This window comes from Hanstruepera sp. CR43, from assembly GCF_055227665.1.
This window is the reverse complement of the sequence record NZ_CP200078.1, coordinates 1,556,967-1,579,376: the sequence shown is the minus strand read 5'-3', so window position 1 is coordinate 1,579,376 and position 22,410 is coordinate 1,556,967. Positions and strand designations below refer to the sequence as shown.

Below are 22,410 nucleotides of genomic sequence, written 5' to 3'. Positions count from 1 at the left end.
AGTAGTCTAATATATATGATTTTCAATAGTTTTTAAATGCAAAGTTTGGCTATTTTTGCATCATGTTTCAACTAGGAAAAACAATCGTTTCAGAGGATATTATTGAAAAGGACTTTGTCTGTAATCTGTCGGCTTGTAAAGGCGCTTGCTGTATTGATGGTGATGCTGGTGCGCCATTGGAAAAAAGTGAGACCGACAAGTTGCAGGAAATATATCCAAAAGTTAAACCACTGCTTCGTAAGGAGAGTATCCAAGCAATTGAGGAACAAGGTGTTTATATTACGACTGAAAATGGCGATTTTGAAACACCGCTTATTGATGGTGCCGATTGTGCTTATGTGATTTTTGATAAAAATAAAACCGCTTTATGTGCTATTGAAGAGGCTTATAACCAAGGAGAGATTGATTGGAAGAAACCTGTTTCCTGCCATTTATATCCGATTCGCGTTAAGGACTATTCAGAGTTTTCGGCGGTAAATTATGAAAAGTGGCATATATGTAGCGATGCTTGTACGCTGGGTAAAGAGTTGCAGGTTCCGGTATATAAATTTGTGAAGCAAGCTCTCATTCGAAAGTTTGGCGAGGACTGGTATCTGGAGTTAGAAAAACTTGCCGAAAATTATAAAAGACACTAAGCAATTTTTAAGTTGCTATACTTTGTTGGAATGTTTAAAACCACAGTTGTTCCAGAAGGCTTTCCGTCTTCATACAAATCTATTATTTCAAGACCGTAATCATCATTAAAGCTTTTGGAAAAGTTCTCCAATCTGGCTTTGGTTATGTCAATACCAACCGATTGTCTTTTTAACTTTTTGTCGTTTTTGATTTTTTGAGAGGCATCGCGACCTATCCCATTGTCTGTAATGGATATGGAAACATGATTGAGGTCCTTTCGTTCTATGGAAAGGTGAATTTTTTTATTATTGGGTTTGGTAGATAAGCCGTGCCAAATGGCGTTTTCCAGAAAGGGCTGCAAGATTAAGGAAGGCACTTTTATGATAGATGAATTGATTTCAGGAGCCACATCAACTTGATATTCTATTTCATTGGAAAAACGAATATTCTCAATATTCATGTAAAGCGCCATGGTTTCCAGTTCATCCTCGAGTGATATTTCTTTTTCGGTAGACGCTACCAGTATTTTTCTGATCAGTTTAGAGAATTTATTGAGATAGTAAACGGCATTTTCTTTTTCGTTGTTAATGATGTAAAGCTTGATGGAGTTTAATGAATTAAAAATAAAATGCGGATTCATTTGGTTTCGCAACATTTCCTGTTCCAAAGTAATGATCCGTTTTTCATTGCGAAGTTGACGTTGTCTATATAAAACAAAAAGGATGATAGCAATTAAAACGCCTCCTAACAAACTTAAGATTAAGGTTCTTCGGTTTTGCGCAAGCTTCAGTTTAACAATTTCATTTTCACTGGCCAACTCTTTGATCTGGTTGTTCTTTTTCTCACTTTCGTATTTAATGATTAAATCGTTTACATACTGTAAATTGCGCTCATTAGATACGGTTTCTTCTAGCTTAATGTGGTCCTTGTAGTAAGCAAGGGCAGTTTTTAAATCACCAGTTTTCTCAAATAGTTCCGATAAATAATTGTAAGCCTCAATTTTAGAAGTTTTTAAGTTATATTCCTCTGAAATGGTCAATGCTTTTTCAAGGCTGGTTTTAGCTGCTTCAAGGTTGTTTTTCCTTAATTGAATAAGTCCTAAATTGAGATAAGATGACGCAATATAGTATTGATCGTTTACTTTCAAGGCTTTTTCAAGTGCTTGATTGATTATGGGCAAGGCCGCTTCATAGTCTTCTTGTACAATGTAAATTTTTCCAATACTATTAAAGCATATCACGCGACCAATATCGGAGTTGATTTCGTTGTTGTAAACCAACGATTGTTGATAATGCTCAAGAGCTTCATCAATGAGGCCCTTTTTCTCTTTAGCGTAACCAATATTATGGTTATTAATGGCGAGTCCTAATCTATTGTCTAATCGGGTTTCAATTTTTAATGATTTTTGAAATTGCTCCAGGGCTAAATCATATTGTTTTAATGCCAGATAAATATTTCCCATGCTATTTTGTGAAACAGCAATACTCCGCTCAATTTCAAGAGATGGTGGAGACTGCGTTTCAGCAAGATCCAGCGCTTCTTTATGGTAGTCCAAAGCAGATCGGATAGCATCCATACGCCGGTAAACAACGCCAAGCATGTTCAAGCTTAAAACCTCCATTTCAACATCTTCCAGCTCTCGGGCCAGGCGCAAAGCTCTGGTGTGCATCGTAATGGCATCGTCATAATGTGAGATGTTTCTAAAAAAAGTACCTAAAGCATTTAAGGCATAGCATTCGCCTGTTTTATAACCCGATTTAGCACTTTTATGAACGAGATAGGACATTTTCAGCGTATCTCTTTTCATGGGTAAAAAAACAGAATCGAGAGAGGAAAAACTTTTTGGTTTTTTTTCAAGGATACTATCTACCTGTTTTTTAAAATCAAGATCTAGGGTTTGAGATTGAGCCTGAAGAAAAAAACTTAACACAAAACATAAGAGAATGGTTAATTGGATTGACAGTTTACAGTTCTTGTTGTACATGGGCTATACTTTGTCTAAAAAATCTGATTTGCGTTGTCTGGCTACAGGAATCTTGTCGTTTGTTTGCATGACCACGTAACCGTCATTTTTAATAAACTCTTTTATTTTGTTTAAATTGATGATATAGGAATTATGAATCCTAAAAAAATAGTTTTCCGGCAATATGGCATTGACTTCCTTGAGCTTTTTGGTAACTAATATTTTTTGATTGTCCTGCATGACAAATGTGCTGTAGTTTCCATCAGACTCTATGTATATGATTTTGTCGGTTTCTAAAAAAATGAGCTTCCCGTCTGTACTTATGGTAATTTTCTTCTGATTGAAATTCTGATTAAAGTTCAAGAGTACTTCTTCAATTTTTGAAATAGGCAAATTATTGGAATGGTGCTTCTTGATTTTTTTTATGGTCTCTTTTAAATCGTCAGAATCTATAGGTTTTAACAAATAATCTATGGCCTCATGTTTTAAGGCCTTTAGTGCATATTCATTATAGGCGGTCGTAATGACTATGGCAAAATCCTTATTGATCAACTTGTCCAAAAACTGAAACCCATCCATGGTGGGCATGTTAATGTCTAAAAACAAACAATCGGTTGATCGGGTATTAAGAAACTGAATAGCCTCTTCTGGTTTGTTGAAAGTTTTAATAATATTAATTTCGGAATTAAACTGTTTTAATTCCCAAGTCAGGCTATCTATAGCTTTTTGTTCATCATCAACAATAACTGCTCTAATCATAATTTCAAATATAAGAATATTAATAAGTTGCCAAATATTTTTATTAATTAATGATATAATATTGGCTGTCATGAAGTAACCATTTATACATTATTTAATACCAACTATACAATTGGAACTTGGAAATCGAAAAATTTGTAGGAATTTAGTGTCGCTATTAAATTATTGCAAAGGATTATACATTTATTAAAGGGTATTTGCTATTAATCTGTAAAAAGCTAGACAAGTCTAGCTTTTTATTTTCAATTTTATCAAATTTATTAGTTAGTTAGGTGAAGAAAAGAGTCATTGATAAAGTGACTCTTTTTTTATTTTACAAGCCTCCTTTTTTTTGGTGTATAACGGTACTGTTTATAGGGTTTCAGCATTGTTTTAACAGGTAAAATCTTACCCTTAACAATAAAATTATATTGATTTAAACAACTGAAAATCAATTACATATAATTATTTTTTTAAAATTCTTAAAAATCCCTATCGTTAAAGACTTGTTAAAAACTTGTTGACAATGTTTATAACTTAGCCTTTCATTTTCAAACACATTTTTCAATCTTTGTTAGTCCCAAATCACACCAAATTATTCATTAAATTTTAATAAAAAAATAACAAAAACATGTCTCAGACAACAGAACCCATTTTACAAGAAAATAAAGATAGATTTGTAATTTTTCCAATTCAGCATCACGATATTTGGGAATGGTATAAAAAGTCGGAGGCAAGTTTTTGGACAGCGGAAGAAATCGATCTGCATCAGGATTTAACTGATTGGTCATCAAAATTAAATGATGATGAACGCTATTTTATCAAGCACATTTTAGCATTCTTTGCAGCTAGTGATGGTATTGTCAATGAAAATTTAGCTGAAAACTTCGTTAATGAGGTGCAATACAGCGAAGCGAAATTTTTCTATGGTTTCCAAATTATGATGGAAAACATTCATAGCGAAACCTATTCACTATTGATTGATACTTATGTAAAAGATGAAAAGGAAAAAGATATCCTGTTCAAGGCTATTGAAAATTTCCCTGCTATTAAGAAAAAAGCCGATTGGGCGCTTAAATGGATTGAATCACCAAGCTTTGCTGAACGTTTGATAGCATTTGCTGCTGTTGAAGGTATTTTCTTTTCAGGTGCGTTCTGTTCTATTTTCTGGCTTAAAAAACGTGGCTTGATGCCAGGATTGACATTCTCCAATGAATTAATTTCAAGAGATGAAGGTGTGCACTGTGATTTTGCTGTGCACCTGCACAACAAGCACCTTGTAAATAAAGTTCCAAAAGAACGTATTAGAGAAATTCTTGTGGACGCACTAAATATTGAACGCGAATTTATTACTGAATCCCTACCAGTAAGTTTAATTGGTATGAACGCGAAATTGATGACTCAATATTTGGAGTTTGTAACGGATAGATTGTTAGGAGAACTGGGTTGTGAAAAAGAATATAATGCATCCAATCCTTTCGACTTTATGGATATGATTTCGTTGCAAGGAAAAACTAATTTCTTTGAAAAGCGTGTTTCTGAATACCAAAAAGCGGGTGTTCTTAACAAGGAAGAAGAAAAGGATAAATTCAGTTTTGACGCTGATTTTTAAATATAATTAAAACCCTCGAAATAAGTTAATAGCAGTCAAATGGTGTGTTCACACCTGAAACCCTATTACCTTATTTGTAAAACTAGCTCGCTTCAATATGCGTATTGAAGCTGAAAACCAACTAATTAACTCATTTTCTGAAGGTGTATCAGAAAACCTAAAAAACGTGTAAAGTATGTATGTAGTAAAAAGAGACGGCAGAAAAGAACCCATGATGTTCGACAAAATCACAGCTAGAGTTAGAAAGCTGTGTTATGGATTAAATGAATTGGTAGACCCAGTTAAAGTGGCTATGCGAGTTATTGAAGGCTTGTATGATGGAGTAACCACCAGTGAGTTGGATAACTTGGCAGCTGAAATAGCGGCAACCATGACTACGGCACATCCAGATTATGCACGTTTAGCGGCTCGTATCTCTGTTTCGAACTTGCATAAAAACACGAAGAAGTCTTTTAGTGAGGTTATGTCTGATTTGTATAATTATGTAAATCCTAGAACAGGTAAAAACGCACCATTGTTATCTGATGAGGTTTACAAAGTCATTGAAGAAAACAAGGAAAAATTAGACTCGACTATCATTTATAACCGTGATTTTGGTTATGATTATTTTGGTTTTAAAACTTTAGAGCGTTCTTATCTATTAAAACTCAACGGACAAATAGCCGAGCGTCCACAGCACATGCTTATGCGTGTTTCCATTGGTATTCACTTGAATGATTTGGAAGCTGCTATTGAGACCTATGAGTTAATGTCCAAAAAATATTTTACACACGCCACACCAACATTATTCAATTCGGGTACACCAAAACCACAAATGTCCTCTTGTTTCCTATTAACTATGAAGGAGGATAGCATTGATGGCATTTACGATACATTAAAGCAAACAGCTAAAATATCGCAATCGGCAGGAGGAATCGGTTTGGCTATTCATAATATTCGTGCTACTGGTAGTTATATTGCAGGAACCAACGGAACTTCCAACGGGATTGTTCCCATGTTGAAAGTTTTCAATGATACTGCCAGATATGTTGATCAAGGAGGCGGTAAGCGTAAAGGGAGTTTCGCAATCTATTTGGAGACTTGGCATGCCGATATTTTTGACTTTTTAGATTTGAAGAAAAACCACGGTAAAGAAGAAATGCGTGCACGTGATTTGTTCTACGCGATGTGGATTTCTGATTTATTCATGAAGCGTGTACAGGAAGATGGTCCTTGGACTTTAATGTGCCCTAATGAATGTCCAGGATTGGATGAAACACACAGTGAAGCGTTCGAAGAATTATATCTAAAATATGAGTCTGAAGGTAAAGGACGTAAAACCATTAAGGCGCGTGAGCTTTGGGAGAAAATATTAGAATCCCAAATAGAAACAGGTACGCCTTACATGTTGTATAAAGATGCGGCTAACCGTAAATCCAATCAGCAGAATTTAGGAACCATCCGTTCTTCTAATTTATGTACTGAAATTTTAGAATATACATCACCTGATGAAGTAGCGGTTTGTAACTTGGCATCGATTGCTTTGCCAATGTTCATCAAAAATGGTGAATTTGACCATAAGGAATTGTTCCGTATTACAAAACGTGTTACCAAGAACCTGAACAAGGTTATTGATAGAAATTACTATCCGGTTAAAGAAGCTGAAAACTCTAATTTCCGTCACCGACCAATTGGTTTGGGTGTACAAGGATTGGCTGATACATTCATTAAATTGCGTATGCCATTTACCAGTGATGAGGCTAAAAAATTAAACCAGGAAATTTTTGAAACCCTTTATTTTGCTGCTGTTACAGCCAGTATGGAAGAGGCTAAAGTTGATGGACCTTACAAAACATACAAAGGGTCTCCAATTAGTAAAGGTGAGTTCCAGCACAACTTATGGAACATTAAAGATGAAGAATTAAGCGGCCGTTGGGACTGGGGCAAATTGCGTAAAGATGTAAAAAAACATGGTGTTAGAAACTCCTTGTTGGTGGCACCTATGCCTACGGCTAGTACCTCACAAATTTTAGGTAACAATGAATGTTTCGAACCATACACATCTAACATTTATACTAGACGTGTATTATCTGGAGAGTTTATTGTCGTCAATAAGCATTTGTTAGAAGATTTAGTAGAACTGGGTCTTTGGGATGAAGGTTTAAAACAAGATATCATGAGAGCCAACGGATCCATCCAAGATATTGATATCATTCCTCAAGACATCAAGGAACTTTACAAAACCGTTTGGGAATTGAGTATGAAAGACATCATTGATATGTCACGTCACAGAGGCTATTTCATTGATCAGTCGCAATCCTTAAACTTGTTTATGGAAGGTGCAACCATGGCAAAACTAACATCTATGCATTTTTATGCTTGGAAGAGTGGTTTGAAAACAGGTATGTACTACTTAAGAACAAAAAGTGCTGTTGATGCGATTAAGTTTACATTGGACAACAAGAAGAAAGAAGAACCAGCAGCCGAAGTGGTTGAGGTTTCAGAGACGGTTGTTGCGCAACAAAAACAACAAGCTGCCAAAAATGCGGCGAAGTTCGCTCAAAAAAATCAAGCTGCTGCCGAAATAGAACCTATGACAGCAGAAGAAATGAAGGCCTTAATTGCCCAAGCAAAAGAATCGGAAGGAGACGATTGCCTGATGTGTGGTTCTTAATTTTAATACGTGTTAATTATAAAAAAAGCACCTCTAATTGAGGTGCTTTTTTTATTTAGTAATCAAATATCTATTCTTCAGAATCTTCAATTTTAGCAGGCTCTACCGAACTGTCATGAGAATCATGATATTCTTCTAAAAGATTCATGGTAGCCTTTAAGAGGTCTTTTGTCTCAAGCAGTAAACTGAAATACAGTGTTGTGTTTTTAGGACTGGATTCTTCCGTTCTTGTACGTTCAACCTGTCTTTGGATTTTCTCATTAACAAGATCAAAAATTTCCTTTTGGTTTTTAAGAATATCTCCAATTTGTTCAAATGAACGCGAATCAAATGCATTTTTCGTATCCACAAAGAATTGTTCAAGTGATTCATCAACTTGTTTCAGTTCTTTAATTTGATTGAATTTTAACTTTTTATGATTGTTGTTAATGTGTTTATGACTGACTTTAGAGATGTATTCTAAAGATTGTGCCATGTCTTGAAGATAGCCCAAAACATTGATGTAAAAATTACTGGCTCCAACACTGGATTCATCTAAATTCTTGATAAAGTAGAAGATGTTATCACGTAAATCATCAATTTCAGCAGCAAGCTTGTTTACCTGATTTTTGTTCTTTTTAAGTAAAGGCAAATCTTGTTTTGAAAGACCATTTATAGCATTTGTATAAATTTTATTACCACGCTTAACCACATTGGCAATGTTTTTGGCACTTTCATGAATCACGCCTTGAACCGAACTACTTTCTGCTTTCTGTAAACGGTCTTCAGCTTTAGTTTCCTTAACTTTTTTATTGTGAGAAATGTAGTTTCTAACTAATAATACAGTTGCTAAAAGCAACAAAACAGGAACCATAACATTCACATTCCAATTTAATAGAAAAGCAATAATGGCAGCAGAAACAAAGGCAATAAATGCCGTAAAGAACCAGCCACCAATGACGTTTAATACACCGGCTACTCTGTAAACAGCACTTTCTGCTCCCCAGGCTCTATCGGCTAAAGAAGTACCCATGGCTACCATAAACGTAACATAGGTTGTAGATAATGGCAGTTTATAGGAAGTTGCGATAGATATTAAAACAGCAGCAACCATCAAGTTGACTGCAGCTCGAACCATATCAAATGCAGGCAATTCATAGGTTTTATCTTTTTTCAATGAGATAACAGGTGTTTCAAATTGCTTGTCAATTTTAGCTTGCCAAGATTCAGGTAAAATATAAGATGACATTTGAGACATCAACATGGCAAATCTAACAAACCCACGAGATAAAAAATTAGGTTGAAAGCGCTCTTTTGTCTCACTTTGACTTGATAAATCAAGCGAAGTTTTCACAACACCTTTGGCCTTCGTTGAAAACCATAAAGTCAAAACCATGACCATGCCGGCAATAAATAATAACCAATTATTTGTTGGAACTTTTTCCGCTAGTACATCCATGGGAAAATCTGTAGCAGCTAATCCTGATACCGACCATTGTTCAAAAGCGTTGTAGGCTGCAATGGGTACACCTATAAAGTTTACTAAATCATTTCCAGCAAATGCTAATGCCAATGCAAATGTTCCTACTATGATGATCAGTTTGTAGATGTTGGTCTTAATAACTGTTATGAAAATATAGGATAGTATTGACCAGAACACCATACTTATGGATACAATTGAAATTACTTGAGTTTCAAGAAAATCTTTCATGGTTTGGCCATCCAAAATGTCAAAGGATTGACTGGCATAAGAAGTCCCTTTGATACCTTTCATAAAGATAAAATAAGTAAGCGCAGTTAAGGCGACACCGCCAAAAACAGCACCTACCCAAGACGCTTTCTTCTCAAAATTGTAGGATAGTAATAATCGGGAAACCCATTGAATCATGGCCCCTATTGTAAATGCGACAATAACGGAGAGGAGTATTCCAAATATTATTTGGGAGGCTTTGGATGTATTAATGTAATTTATAACATCACTAAAATCACCATTATCATGTCCGATTTTTATAAAAGCCATACAAACAGCTGCACCTAACAACTCAAATACAATAGAAACTGTTGTTGAGGTTGGCATACCTACGGTATTGAAAAAATCCAACAGTAAAATATCGGTTATCATAACCGCCATGAAAATAATCATGATTTCATTGAACATAAATTCTCCAGGGTTGAAAATACCCTTTCGTGCAACTTCCATCATACCACTTGAAAATATGGCCCCAACTGCAACACCAATACTGGCGACAATCATAATGGTTCTAAATGAAATAGCTTTTGAACCAATGGCTGAATTCAAGAAATTAACAGCATCATTACTTACCCCAACTACTAAATCAGCAATGGCTAAAACGGCTAGGGCAACGATCATTAATAAGTATATATTATCCATATTTTATTTAAAAAGAATTTGCAAATATCTATAGTGTTTTTGATAAAAATGTTATCTAATTGTTATCATTTAATGCTAAAAATGGATATCAAATTGTAAACGACAGAGGTATTGATCACCTTGGTTTTCTATATCAATTAAGCTGAAATCCGTTTGAACTTTTAAGCTATGTCCTACAATATACTTTGAAATACCAAAAGTGTATTGTTTTTCGGGACTTTTTCCAGTTATATTTTCATCTAAAGTTGCTGTAGAATATCTACCTGATACTTCCCAATTGTTTTTAAAGAGGTAGCCAGTCTGAATATTGAGTCCTTCTCCAACTTGAACAACATCACCAGTTTCTGTACCATCAGAGTTTTTAGCAATGGGATCCTTGGCATCTCTGTTGGCATATTCTGTCATTAAACTGAAACCTTTGTATTTAAACATGGTATCAATGAAAAGTGTATTGATGTTTGTTTCATGAAAACCGATATCGGTTTCCATATAGGAACCTAAATTACTGCGTGTTTTTACCGCATCATTATTGTGATCGTATGTTACGCCAATTGAAAGCTTTGGTCTTTGTTCTCTTTTCAAGTCCGAACCAAAATAATCACCCTTACCTTCAAATTTGCCAAATGGTAATAATTCTACTCTTCCAGTATATTGGTGACCTCCCAAATTACCAGTTACAACATTACGACCTTCTCCTTGAGAAAATGCGAAAATTTCTCTAACAATAAAATTATCAAATAGGGTAAAATGATGTCTTAATTGAAAACCAATGTCCCGGTCTATATTAAACCGAGCATTCAAAATTGAGCGATCTACTTGTTGCATGTTCGCCGAAGAAATGACCCGTTCTCTGTTGCCAGGAAGTTTAGTTTGTCCAACCCATAAAACAAAATTCTGATAGAAGTTATACTTAATAACGGCGTCCATAACATACCTTGGCGTATTACCCGTAAATTGAGAGACTCCAGACATATCACGATTTGAAAGCCCTAATTCAATTTTATATTTTAGTTTGGGAGTTACGGCATAACCATCAAATTTTAGTCGCGCGCGTCTGATTAAGAAATTCGTTTCAGGACTAGATCCATCCTGCATTAAATTACTGGCTAAAAATTGAAATCTAGTACCAATTTTCATAGTCCAAGAGCTATCCTTACCAACTAAATTAAATAGACCTTTACCAAATTTTGAAGAATTGTAGGATTGGTTTTCTTGAGAATGTCCAATAAAATACATGGACATGAATAGCACAATTGCTATAGTTTTTAATTTCATTTTAAAAGTTAGTTTTTGTCACTGCAAATAACCAACTCTAATGTTAACTTAATGTTACCTAAAAGTTATTAAAAAACATTTAAAAAGGCTGCCTTGGCCAAAGGCAGCCACTAGAATTCATGATAATATAGTCGACAAAAACTAATAGATTATATGAAATTACTATTTATGTCTTAAGACATAACAAATAACATAAACTATTATGTCCTTATTGTAATGCTAATATTAAGTTTTTATTAAGGCTGTAAGTTATAATCTTTAATATTTAAATAATTGAAAATCAATCATATAAAGATTTAATGTTAAATTAATGTTACGTAAACGTTGTTTTAATATTAATAAATAACTATATTTGATACATAATATCTAAAACCCCATAATTATGAAGAAAACAGTTTTGTTTTTTGCCTTATTAGTTACTGTGGTCTCTTTTGCACAACAAGAGAGAGAGTTAAAACTTAACAAAGACACTAATTTAATTGATGTTACTTATTATCATGACAATGGAGTTGTAAGCCAAACAGGTTCATATACTTTAGATGGTAAGCTACAAGGTGAGTGGTTAAGTTTCGATGCAGAAGGTAAAAAAACGGTTTCGGCGAATTATGATAATGGGAAGAAAGTCGGCAAGTGGTTTTATTGGAAAGATGAAACCTTAAAAGAAGTAGATTATAGTAACAACGCAATTGCTAGTGTTAACGAATGGACTAGTAAAGCATCTTTGGCGCAGCGTGACTAAAAACGAATTACAATAAATAAAAAAAGCATCCATATTTTGGATGCTTTTTTTATTTATATTGTTGCTTATGGTTTACTCAACTGTCCAGTTTGCGCCCCATGTAGCGTAATCTGTTCCAGTACCATTTCCGTCACCTGAAATAAAATCAGCCTCAGTAAATGTTTCACCTGTATCATTTTTCATTTTTAAGATAACATCTACAAAAGTAACATCTGTTACATTTAAATCACCACTTAATACACCGGCACCTGTTGGGTTATCTCCAGCATCACCATCTAAATCGAAACCTTCTTCAAAACCTTCAATCAAAACATTATTAAAGATACCTTGAGTACCTGCTCTTAAACGAATAGCTTCATTTCCAGTAGCTGATCCATTTCCAATAATCGTTAAGTTGTTAACAGTTGGTTTAGAGAAATAACCAGCAGCATTACTAAAGTCTGTATTGTAACCATCAGCTTCAATACCTTTATCATGACTTGCACCATGCTTTACATAAGCATTGGTAATGGTACCTGTGTAACCTTCAGTCCAGTCAATAGAATCATCTTGAGCGTTAACAACAGACACATAGCTAGCATTTACAGTTCCACCAAAGAACTCAATACCGTCATCTTTTCCTTCGTAAGCTTGAATGTAGTTTACAACGGTTCCGTTACCTACACCGTAGAAAGAGAAACCATTGTTTTCTGATTGACCATCAGCAGCTCCACCAGAATATTCAACACGTACATAATTTAAAATACCTGAATCATCTGCTTCATTAGTTCCACCGAATGGTAAACCAGCAATTTCAGAAGTAGAGGTTGCAGAACCAGTTACCGAATTAATAGGAGCTCTTCCTAATAAAATTAATCCACCCCAATCACCAGCAGCAGGATTAGATGCATTAGAAGTAAATACAATTGGACAATCAGCAGTTCCGTTAGCAATAATCTTAGCGCCTTGAGAGATTGCAACATAAACATCAGCACCAGAAGCTAAAGCTTCAATAGTCATACATGCAGGAATTTCCAATGTTGTTCCAGCAGCCATAATTAAAGAACCATTTAAAACATACGTGTTATTTGGGTCTAATGTTAAATCTTGAGTGTACGTTCCAGATAAGAAAATAGTTTCTGGATCTGTTGTACCGCCACCACCATTGTTGTTGTTGGTAACGCTGTTGTCATTGATGATGATATCAGAAGTATCATCTGAAGTACATGAGAAAAGCATTGATATTACCGCTAATCCTAAAATTAAATTATTTTTCATTGTTTTTGAGTTTAATTATTCTTTTTAATTATTAATATAGTTGTGTTAAAATTTATACTTTAGTTGTAATCCTAAATCCATTCCACGCTTGTAGTCTGATACACCTTTACCGTTGGCAGAGTTTACAATAACATCTCCAAGTCGTGCTTCCCTGACATATTTAATGCTTGGATTTAAAAGGTTTTTGAAGCTTAAGTTTATCTCAAAGTTATCTTTGATGGTATTTTTCCAGATAAAATCTAATGTTGGAACACTTTTTTCTACGATATTCCCTAGCTGGCCAGAACCAAGTGCGTCAATTCTATCAGAGAAATAAGAGAACACGACATTGGCAACAGGTTTGTAATTGTTAAACGTAGGAGAATAACTGATGTCAGCATTGAATAAAAGTGGAGATGCACCTTGTAACTCATCTGAATCCTTATCAAAACTTAAGTCAAATGTTCCGTCAATTTGACTATACAAGTCCTGGTCAGTATGCATATAAGTAGCATTTAAACCAGCCGATAAGACACTGTTTTCATTTTCGTCTCTTAACAGGTCTTTTCTAACCTCAAGCTCAACACCATAAACGGTTGCTTTGTCACCAGTTCTAACATAACGTTGTGTACCAGTAGCATCACCAACAACAACCAAGTTTACAGGATCATTGATCTCTTTGGTGAATACTCCAAGAGAGAATATTTCACTTTTGCTAAAGAACCATTCATATTTTAAATCAAAATTCAAGATTTTAGAAACACCTTTCTCCAATAAATCTGGGTTACCACCAATACGCGTTGAAATATTTTCATACACAAAAGGTGCAACTTCTTTAAATTCAGGAATGGAAATGGTTTGACTACCAGAAAGTCTGATATTCATATCATCATTCACAGCATATTTAATGTTTAAGCTTGGCAAAAAGAAATTGCCATAATAACTAATTTCATTCTTTCCACTGTTTCCAAGGTTGATAACATCATAGGCAATCTGTTGATCAACAGATTCCAAACGAACACCAGGCACAAACAACCACTTGTTACCAGCCTTAATTTCGGCATTTAGATAGCCTGCATAAATATCAAGCTTACCATTATAGGTGTTTTCAGGTAAACCAGGTCTGTTGGTATTAGATTGTCCAGGTATGTTATTGATAACAGTAAGTTCATAAATACCATTGGAATTCTCATTAATGTTTAGATTTCCAACATTGAAGATGCTGTTGAAGTTATTGACATCGGTTACTTGATAGTCTGTATCAACAATGCGATAGCCGTAACGGATATTATTAAAATTACGAGTTTTACTTCTGCCATTATAACCTAAGTTAAACTTTAGTTTATCAGAAACTTCATAAGCTAGATTAGCGATTCCATTATATTCGTCATCTTCAATATTCTGGAAGTAACGTTGGTTGTCATAATCAACGTTGTTGTAAAAAGTTGGATTTGTTGTTGGATCATTATCAAGAGCAAATTGATAATTTTCCAAACTCACACGTTTTCTGTCAGGTTGTTTAGAATACACTTTGTTATAACCAAAACCCCAATCAACTTTTAACTTTCCTGAAGTATGCTCTCCCAATAATTGGTTCACAAACATTTGAGTTTGATCAAATTGCACATTCATTTGATAAAAACCTTCATCAGTACTCGCTATACCATCTCTGTTTCTACCTTTTCCGTCAATACCAAAATAACCAACAACATCAGAAGAACTGTTGATGTAAAGTGAATTGTACTTTAAACTGTTGTTGTCGTCAATTCGATAGTTAGCATTTGCCAAAGCAGTCGTTGTTGTTGAATATTCATATTCTTCAGCACTGTCGATATAAGCTTTTTTCTCTACTAATGTAAAGTCTTGGTTCGTTCCTTTTCTGTATTCATAGCCATTTTCAAATGAAGCTGTTGCGAACAAACTTAAGCGAGAACCATTTTTGAAATCAAATGACTTGCCACCTGCAGCACCAAATGATGCATTAATAGGAGTCTCCACTGATTCTGGGTCGATACCATGAGATAGTACAACTGCAAACGGATTGTGGTCATATCTGGCGTAATCACCAAAATAACCTGTGCCTTCACTCTTAACAAAATCTTTGTCTATAGTATTGGTGTTAAAGCCACTTCCAATAAAAGCTTCAAAAAAGCCGTTACCTTTATAATTTTTAGAGGTAATATTGACATTACCAGCAGAAAAATCGCCATAGAAGTTTGTAGAATATGCTTTACTGATTGATACGTTCTCAATGATATCTGAAGAGAATAAGTTTAAGTCAATATTCTTTTTATTAACATCATTGGAAGGTAAAGACAAACCGTTCATAGTTGTGTTAAGATAGCGATCTCCTAAACCTCTTACATAAACATTACTCGAACCCTCTTGCTTTGAAACACCGGAAATTTTGGCAACAGCACCAGCCGCGTCACTTACCCCTTTTCTGGATAATTCTTCAGCACCGATACTTTGTTTGATTTCAACCGCTTTTTTCTGATCTAATAATAGTGCCACTTCACTTTCACGTTTAGTGGTGGTAGTAATCACAACCTCATCCAATGAAGCTGCACTGGCAGACATTGGTAAGTTAATTTCAGTTACTTTTCCAGCAACTACTGTAGCTTCAACCTCTTGAGTTTGGTAGCCAACAAAACTAAACACAACCGTGTAAGTTCCTGGTTCGATATTGTCTAGACTATAAAGGCCATCCATATCAGAAGTTGCACCTTTTGTTGTGCCTTTAATTAATATGTTTGCGAACGGTAATGGTTCGTCGTTATATTCTTTGTCAGTTAGTTTACCTACAATTGACCCTGTACTTTGTGAGTATGAAAATACAGCTGAAAATAATAGTAGAATAAGAAGTATTTGTCTCATTAGTTTTTTATAAATTTTCTTGCCGCAAAGAAACCCTATATATGTAAAGTCAAAGTTAACTTCGGGTTAAACCTAAATCATATAACCGTTATCTGAATGTTAAGGGAGCGTCGAAAAATTTTTATTTGGAAAAGATTTCTTAACATTGAAAACACGTATCTTGTAAGCTTTAAATTTTGATGATGAACTGGGAACAATTACTTTCTTTAAAACGATACGGAGATACCAATAAACGCTTAAGAAAAGAACAGGATGAAACCCGCTTGGGGTTTGAAGTCGATTATGATCGGGTGATATTTTCTTCAGAATTCAGAAGCCTTCAGGATAAGACTCAAGTTATTCCCTTGTCTCAAACAGATTTTGTGCATACCAGATTAACCCATAGTTTGGAAGTTAGTGTGGTTGGAAGAACACTAGGACGAAAAGCCGGTCAACGCTTAATTGAAAAATATCCTCATTTGCAAACAGTGCATGGATATCAGCCAAACGATTTTGGAGCTATTGTGGCTGCAGCAGCCTTGGCTCATGACATCGGAAATCCACCATTTGGTCATTCTGGAGAGAAGGCTATTGGTGAGTTTTTTAAAACAGGTGATGGTCTCATGTACAAATCCGAGTTGACCGAAAAGGAATATCAGGATTTATGTGATTTTGAAGGTAATGCCAATGGATTGAAAATTTTAACTGAAAGCCGAGTTGGAAGAGAAGGTGGTTTACGATTGAGCTATGCAACTCTTGGGGCCTTCATGAAATATCCAAAAGAGTCATTGCCCAAAAAGCCTTCAAAACATATTGCCGATAAGAAATATGGATTTTTTCAAAGTGAAAAGAAGGCTTTTGAGGATTTAATTGAAGAACTGGGTCTTATTAAAAGAGGTCAGAATAATGATTTAAGTTACTCGAGACATCCTTTGGCCTTTTTGGTAGAAGCAGCCGATGATATTTGCTATACGATCATCGATTTTGAAGATGGTATTAACCTCGGACTTATTCCAGAAGAATTTGCATTGGAATATTTAATAAACTTGGTAAGGGATTCTATTCAAACTAAAAAATACCACCAACTTAAAACAACTCAAGATAGAGTCAGCTATTTAAGGGCGTTAGCCATTAATACCCTTATAAATGAAGCGGTGGATGTTTTTATGGAAAATGAAGCCAAGATTCTTAAAGATTCATTTGGAATGGCTTTATTGGATAAAAGTAAATACGAAGCTCAAATTAATGATATTATAGCAATCAGTGTTAATAATATTTACCTATCAAAAGAAGTTGTGGATAAGGAAATAATGGGTTACCGGGTGATTAATATATTGCTTCAAACGTATGTGGGTGCCATTAACAACGCATTTTCTGGAACAGCTTCAAATTACGATAAGCTTATCTTAAAATCTATTGCAGGTAAAGTTGATGTCGAAGAAGAAAGCCTCTATAAACGCTTATTGAACGTGTGTAGTTATGTAGCTTCCTTGTCAGATAGCCAAGCAATCTTAAATTACAAAAAGATAGAAGGCTTAAACATTTAGTAAGAATATTCTTTCTAAAATGTGCATTATGTCGAATTAATTTGATTTTTAACGGCGTTATAATTAATTTTAGCAACAGTAACCTGCTAAATGTAATATCATGAAAAAGAACATATTAGGAGCCATCGTGATTTTTTTTGTAACATTCGCCTGTTTATTGGCATTGAATGAAATAACGACTGATAAGGCTTCAGGTTTTGAGGTTCAATCTTACGTTGAAGATTAACTTTTCATCAAATTTTTTATAACGTTTCTTATGTGGTTGGGATTTAACCCAATCTCATTTCGAAGTTCTGGAATACTGCCATGCTCAATGAATGTATCAGGTATTCCTAAAATTTTGATGTCGTTTTTATAATTGTTTTGTGAGGCAAACTCTGAAATGGCACTTCCAAAGCCACCAATCATACAGCCGTCCTCTATAGTCACAATTTGAGTGTAGTTATTAAAAATTCTATGCAATAGAGTTTTGTCCAAAGGTTTAACAAACCGCATATCGTAATGGGATATATTTAAATCAGCAATGGCTTCGGTAACGAGGTTTCCAATAGTTCCTATACTCAATATAGCCAATGATTTCCCTACTTGTAATTGTATGCCTGTCCCTATGTCAATATTTTCAAAAGGCAATTTCCAATTTAAAGTAATCCCTTGCCCTCTCGGATATCTTAAGGCTATAGGACCACTAATTTCTTTTGATTGAGCAGTGTACATGATGTTTCTCAATTCTATTTCGTTCCTCGGAGCGAAAATTATGAGATTAGGGATACATCTCAAATAGGCTAGATCAAAAACACCATGATGGGTTGGACCATCTTCACCTACTAATCCTGCACGATCCAAACAAAAAATCACAGGTAGGTTTTGTAAGGCAACATCATGAATCAATTGATCATAGGCACGTTGTAAAAATGTGGAATAGATATTACAGAATGGAATTAAACCTTGCGTCGCCATTCCAGCGGCAAGCGTTACCGCATGTTGCTCTGCTATGCCTACATCAAACGCTCTATCGGGAAAGGCTTCCATCATGAATTTCATGGAGCTTCCAGTAGGCATGGCTGGGGTTATGCCAACTATCATGTTATTTGTTTTAGCCAGTTCAACCAATGTATGACCAAAAACATCCTGATATTTAGGAGGCTGAATTTGGGGAGTTTTTGGAATCAAATCACCAGTATTGGCATCAAATTTCCCTGGAGCGTGATAGGTAACTTGATTGTCTTCAGCTTGCTTTAATCCTTTACCCTTGGTTGTAATAACATGCAAAAATTTCGGACCTTTAATGGATTTTAAACGTTCTAATTCTTGAATTAAGTCAGAAATATCATGACCATCGATTGGACCGGAATAATTAAAATTTAAGGCTTCAAAAATATTATCCTGCTTTTGGTTTCCAGTTTTAACATTGGTTAAATATTGTTTTAATGCGCCAACACTTGGGTCGATACCTATAGCATTATCATTTAGAACCACCAATAGGTTGGAGTCTGTTACTCCGGCATGATTAAGTCCTTCGAAGGCCATTCCGCTGGCTATGGAAGCATCTCCAATAACGGCAATATGGTTTTTTTTGAGATCACCTTTTAATTGCGATGCTATAGCCATTCCTAATACAGCTGATATAGAGGTCGACGAATGTCCTGTACCAAAAGCATCATAGACGCTTTCCGTTATTTTTGGGAAGCCACTTAAACCTTGAAGTTGTCTATTGGAGTGAAATTGCTCTTTTCTACCGGTGAGAATTTTATGGCCATAAGCTTGATGACCAACATCCCAAACGAGTAAATCATTAGGCGTATCAAAAACATAATGAAGTGCTATGGTTAGCTCAACAACACCTAAACTAGCCCCTAAATGACCTTCTTTGACTGCCACTATATCTATAATAAATTTACGCAGTTCTTTGGCAAGACTTTTTAGTTGGGTTTTTGTCAACTTTTTTAAGTCAGATGGAGTAGTAATAGAGTCTAAAATATTATCGGTCATTATTGCGTAAAATTATTAAAATACTAGATATAATTATCAATTGGCTAATTATTTTAAGTTAATGATATAAAAATCAACATCTCTTGTGTATATTTGTGAAATTATCAAAAAAATAATAACCAAATTTTTTTTACAAAATGAAACACAACTACTTAAAGTTCCTTTCATTTTTAGGTATTGTTTTGTTAGCCAATATTGGATTTTCTCAAAACAGCTTAATGGATTCGGAATATGGTACTAGAATACAGACGTATTTGAACCAAGAAAAGGACACTTACAATTTATCGAGCAGTGATATTTCCGACTTGGTAATTAGCAAAGAATTTTATTCTAAAAAGACTAAAATTACTCATGTTTATGTAAATCAGCGTTATCAAGGCATCAATATTTTTAATGCTATTTCCAGTGTTGCTGTGAAAGACAATGCTGTTTTTTATTATGCTAATAGTTTTATTTCAGGTGTTGATCAAAGAATCAATACAACAAATGCTCAAATAGATGCTCAAACGGCCATTCAACGTGTGGCTTCTGCGCTGAATTTAGGCTCGGTTGCTAGTTTAGAATTATTGGAAGAAAATGGTCATAAATATGTATTTACAGCAGGCGGTGTTTCTAAAACACAGATTCCTGTTGAACTTGTATACTTTCAAACCATAGAAGGCGATTTGATGTTGGCTTGGGATTTAAGTATCCATACCATAGACGGTAAAAATTGGTGGAGTATCAGAGTTGATGCGCTTTCTGGAAATATTCTTGATCAAAAAGATTGGATATTAACCTGTAATTTTGGAGATTCAAACCATACTTCCCATGGCCATGCTAAAGTAAACAACGCTCAAGAATTCAGCTTGTTTAAAAGGAATTCACTTCTAGTTGATGGATCCCAATACAATGTTTTTGCATTACCAGCAGGAGCTCCGAATGATGGCGTAAGAAGTTTAGAAGTTGAACCTGCTAATGTAACGGCATCACCATTCGGATGGCACGATACTAATGGCGTATCCGGTGCTGAATTTACCATAACTAGAGGTAATAACGTTTGGGTTATGGAAGATACAGATGGTAATGATGATATTGGGTATTCAGTAGACGGAACTGCGAGTTTGAATTTTGATTTCCCTCTTAATTTAAATCAACCACCTTTAGGATATCAAGATGCTTCATTAACCAATTTGTTTTATATGAACAACATTATGCATGATGTATGGTATCAATATGGTTTTGATGAGGCCAGTGGAAACTTCCAGCAAAACAACTATGGTAATGGCGGTGCGGGTAATGATTTTGTTTTTGCTGATGGACAAGATGGGGCAGCTCTTAATAATGCTACATTTGGAACCCCTCCCGATGGAGGAAACCCTGGAATGACGATGTTTTTATGGACTGCGGTAGGACCTCCGGGAACACCCTTGACTATTAACAACGGCATATTGGCTGGAGATTATCAGGGAATTTCAGCTAATTTTGGTGCGCCACTTCCAACGACGCCTCTAACAGCAAATTTAGCATTGGTTAATGATAGCAATGCGAATCCTGATATTCACGATGCTTGTCAGCCTATTACAAATGGCGCTCAATTGTCTGGGAAAATAGCTGTTATTAGAAGAGGGGATTGTGAGTTTGGGTTTAAGATATTAGCGGCAGAAAATGAAGGTGCAGTAGCGGTTATTATGGTCAATAATGTAGGCGGAGCTCCAATAACAATGGCTGCAGGTGCAGTTGGTGATAATGTTACCATTCCTTCCATTATGATTAATTCCTTTGATGGAACTGCTATAATCAATAGATTGGAAAGTGGTGATAATATCAATGCTACTTTAGTAACAGCTGGGCCATATCAAAGAGATGGTTCTTTAGATAATTTAATTGTAGCCCATGAGTATACTCATGGAATTTCTAATAGATTAACAGGTGGTGCTAATACGACTAACTGTTTAAATAGTGCCACTCAAATGGGAGAGGGATGGTCTGATTGGTATCCATTAGTGATGACCATGAAAGCTGGAGATTCTCCTGAAGACCCAAGAGGGATGGCTACTTATGCTGTAGGTCAAGAAACTACTGGAGCTGGTATTAGAGAAGCACCCTATAGTACGTCTTTTGCAGTAAATAACTTTACATTTGGTTATACCAATCAGACTGGAGGCCAGCAGCACAGTAATGGTTTTGTTTGGTGCACCATGTTATGGGATTTAACTTGGGCTTATGTAGAAAAATATGGTTTTGATGAAGACGTTTATAATGGTACGGGTGGTAACAATAAGGTAATGCAAATTGTTACCGATGCTTTAAAATTACAGCCATGTAATCCAGGATTTGTAAGCGGACGTGATGCTATATTAGCAGCGGATATGGCCATAACTGGTGGAGAAGACCAATGTATGATATGGGAAGTTTTCGCCAATAGAGGATTAGGAGCAGGAGCTTCAGAAGGAGGGACTTTTAATGATTCTGATCAGGTAGAAGATTTTACTTTATTGCCTGATACCGATCCAAGTTTATCTAACTGTACAAGTTTAAGTGTGGATGAGTTCAATCAAAATGACTACTTAATCTATCCAAATCCAACAAATGGTAATGTGTTTATCAAAACCAATAAGAACTTTGGTAATGTTGCTATTACAATAACTGATATTAACGGTAGACAGGTTTATGCTAAACGTGTTGATTTATTTGGTGAAGTTGAAGTAGATATGACACCATTCCAATCGGGTATCTATGTATTGAATATTAGAGGAGAATTCATAAACTCTAACGATAAGATTATTAAAAATTAATTTTTATTAAAAAAATAGTAAAAGGCAGTTATTCATTTA

The 22,410-nt window shown here is 35.1% G+C and carries 14 protein-coding genes; 7 read left to right on the top strand and 7 right to left on the bottom strand.

From position 1 onward, the window contains the following. The first annotated feature begins 62 nt into the window (after positions 1-62). The gene (locus ACKXGU_RS07175) at positions 63-635 is read left to right on the top strand and encodes a DUF3109 family protein (RefSeq protein ID WP_463467361.1); all 573 of its coding nucleotides are present in this window, start codon (positions 63-65) and stop codon (positions 633-635) included. Here the strand turns inward: ACKXGU_RS07175 and ACKXGU_RS07170 are convergent. Both ACKXGU_RS07170 and ACKXGU_RS07165 read right to left on the bottom strand, forming a co-directional pair. After that, the gene (locus ACKXGU_RS07170; RefSeq protein ID WP_463467360.1) at positions 632-2,422 is read right to left on the bottom strand and encodes a tetratricopeptide repeat-containing sensor histidine kinase; all 1,791 of its coding nucleotides are present in this window, start codon (positions 2,420-2,422) and stop codon (positions 632-634) included. The two genes, ACKXGU_RS07175 and ACKXGU_RS07170, sit on opposite strands and share 4 nt — an antisense overlap. Before the next feature lie 180 nt (positions 2,423-2,602). Beyond that, positions 2,603-3,337 (bottom strand): LytR/AlgR family response regulator transcription factor, encoded by a 735-nt coding sequence (locus ACKXGU_RS07165; RefSeq protein WP_463467359.1) that lies wholly within the window; start codon positions 3,335-3,337, stop codon positions 2,603-2,605. A 610-nt stretch (positions 3,338-3,947) separates the two neighbouring features. Between ACKXGU_RS07165 and ACKXGU_RS07160 the strand changes: the two genes are divergently transcribed. Then, positions 3,948-4,928: a ribonucleotide-diphosphate reductase subunit beta gene (locus tag ACKXGU_RS07160; protein WP_103053129.1), complete on the top strand. Its 981-nt coding sequence runs from the start codon at positions 3,948-3,950 to the stop codon at positions 4,926-4,928. Positions 4,929-5,103: 175 nt separating this feature from the next. Then, positions 5,104-7,581, top strand: a complete 2,478-nt coding sequence (locus ACKXGU_RS07155) for a ribonucleoside-diphosphate reductase subunit alpha (RefSeq protein ID WP_463467358.1) — start codon at positions 5,104-5,106, stop codon at positions 7,579-7,581. 70 nt (positions 7,582-7,651) lie between these two features. Here ACKXGU_RS07155 and ACKXGU_RS07150 read toward each other — a convergent pair whose 3' ends face one another. Both ACKXGU_RS07150 and ACKXGU_RS07145 read right to left on the bottom strand, forming a co-directional pair. Further along, positions 7,652-9,952 carry an anion permease gene (locus ACKXGU_RS07150; RefSeq protein ID WP_463467357.1) on the bottom strand — a complete coding sequence of 767 codons (2,301 nt, stop codon included), beginning with the start codon at positions 9,950-9,952 and terminating at the stop codon, positions 7,652-7,654. Positions 9,953-10,027: 75 nt separating this feature from the next. Beyond that, the gene (locus ACKXGU_RS07145; RefSeq protein ID WP_463467356.1) at positions 10,028-11,227 is read right to left on the bottom strand and encodes a porin; all 1,200 of its coding nucleotides are present in this window, start codon (positions 11,225-11,227) and stop codon (positions 10,028-10,030) included. Between the two features lie 382 nt (positions 11,228-11,609). Between ACKXGU_RS07145 and ACKXGU_RS07140 the strand changes: the two genes are divergently transcribed. Next, positions 11,610-11,966, top strand: a complete 357-nt coding sequence (locus tag ACKXGU_RS07140; RefSeq protein ID WP_103053125.1) for a toxin-antitoxin system YwqK family antitoxin — start codon at positions 11,610-11,612, stop codon at positions 11,964-11,966. A gap of 72 nt (positions 11,967-12,038) precedes the next feature. Here the strand turns inward: ACKXGU_RS07140 and ACKXGU_RS07135 are convergent, their stop codons facing one another. After that, complete coding sequence (locus ACKXGU_RS07135; protein WP_463467355.1) at positions 12,039-13,223, bottom strand: multidrug transporter; 1,185 nt, start codon at positions 13,221-13,223, stop codon at positions 12,039-12,041. A gap of 45 nt (positions 13,224-13,268) precedes the next feature. Beyond that, on the bottom strand, positions 13,269-16,079 hold the full coding sequence (locus tag ACKXGU_RS07130) for a TonB-dependent receptor (RefSeq protein WP_463467354.1): 2,811 nt from the start codon (positions 16,077-16,079) through the stop codon (positions 13,269-13,271). 182 nt (positions 16,080-16,261) lie between these two features. Here ACKXGU_RS07130 and ACKXGU_RS07125 point away from each other — a divergent pair, with 182 nt between their 5' ends. Together ACKXGU_RS07125 and ACKXGU_RS07120 are read left to right on the top strand one after the other, a co-directional pair. Continuing rightward, positions 16,262-17,605 (top strand): deoxyguanosinetriphosphate triphosphohydrolase, encoded by a 1,344-nt coding sequence (locus tag ACKXGU_RS07125; RefSeq protein ID WP_463467412.1) that lies wholly within the window; start codon positions 16,262-16,264, stop codon positions 17,603-17,605. A 100-nt stretch (positions 17,606-17,705) separates the two neighbouring features. After that, complete coding sequence (locus ACKXGU_RS07120; RefSeq protein ID WP_262496219.1) at positions 17,706-17,831, top strand: hypothetical protein; 126 nt, start codon at positions 17,706-17,708, stop codon at positions 17,829-17,831. Here the strand turns inward: ACKXGU_RS07120 and dxs are convergent. Continuing rightward, positions 17,828-19,594, bottom strand: a complete 1,767-nt coding sequence (dxs, locus tag ACKXGU_RS07115; protein WP_463467353.1) for a 1-deoxy-D-xylulose-5-phosphate synthase — start codon at positions 19,592-19,594, stop codon at positions 17,828-17,830. The genes ACKXGU_RS07120 and dxs overlap by 4 nt on opposite strands. A 137-nt stretch (positions 19,595-19,731) precedes the next feature. Between dxs and ACKXGU_RS07110 the strand changes: the two genes are divergently transcribed. After that, positions 19,732-22,371, top strand: a complete 2,640-nt coding sequence (locus tag ACKXGU_RS07110) for a T9SS-dependent M36 family metallopeptidase (protein WP_463467352.1) — start codon at positions 19,732-19,734, stop codon at positions 22,369-22,371. Positions 22,372-22,410: the final 39 nt, after the last annotated feature.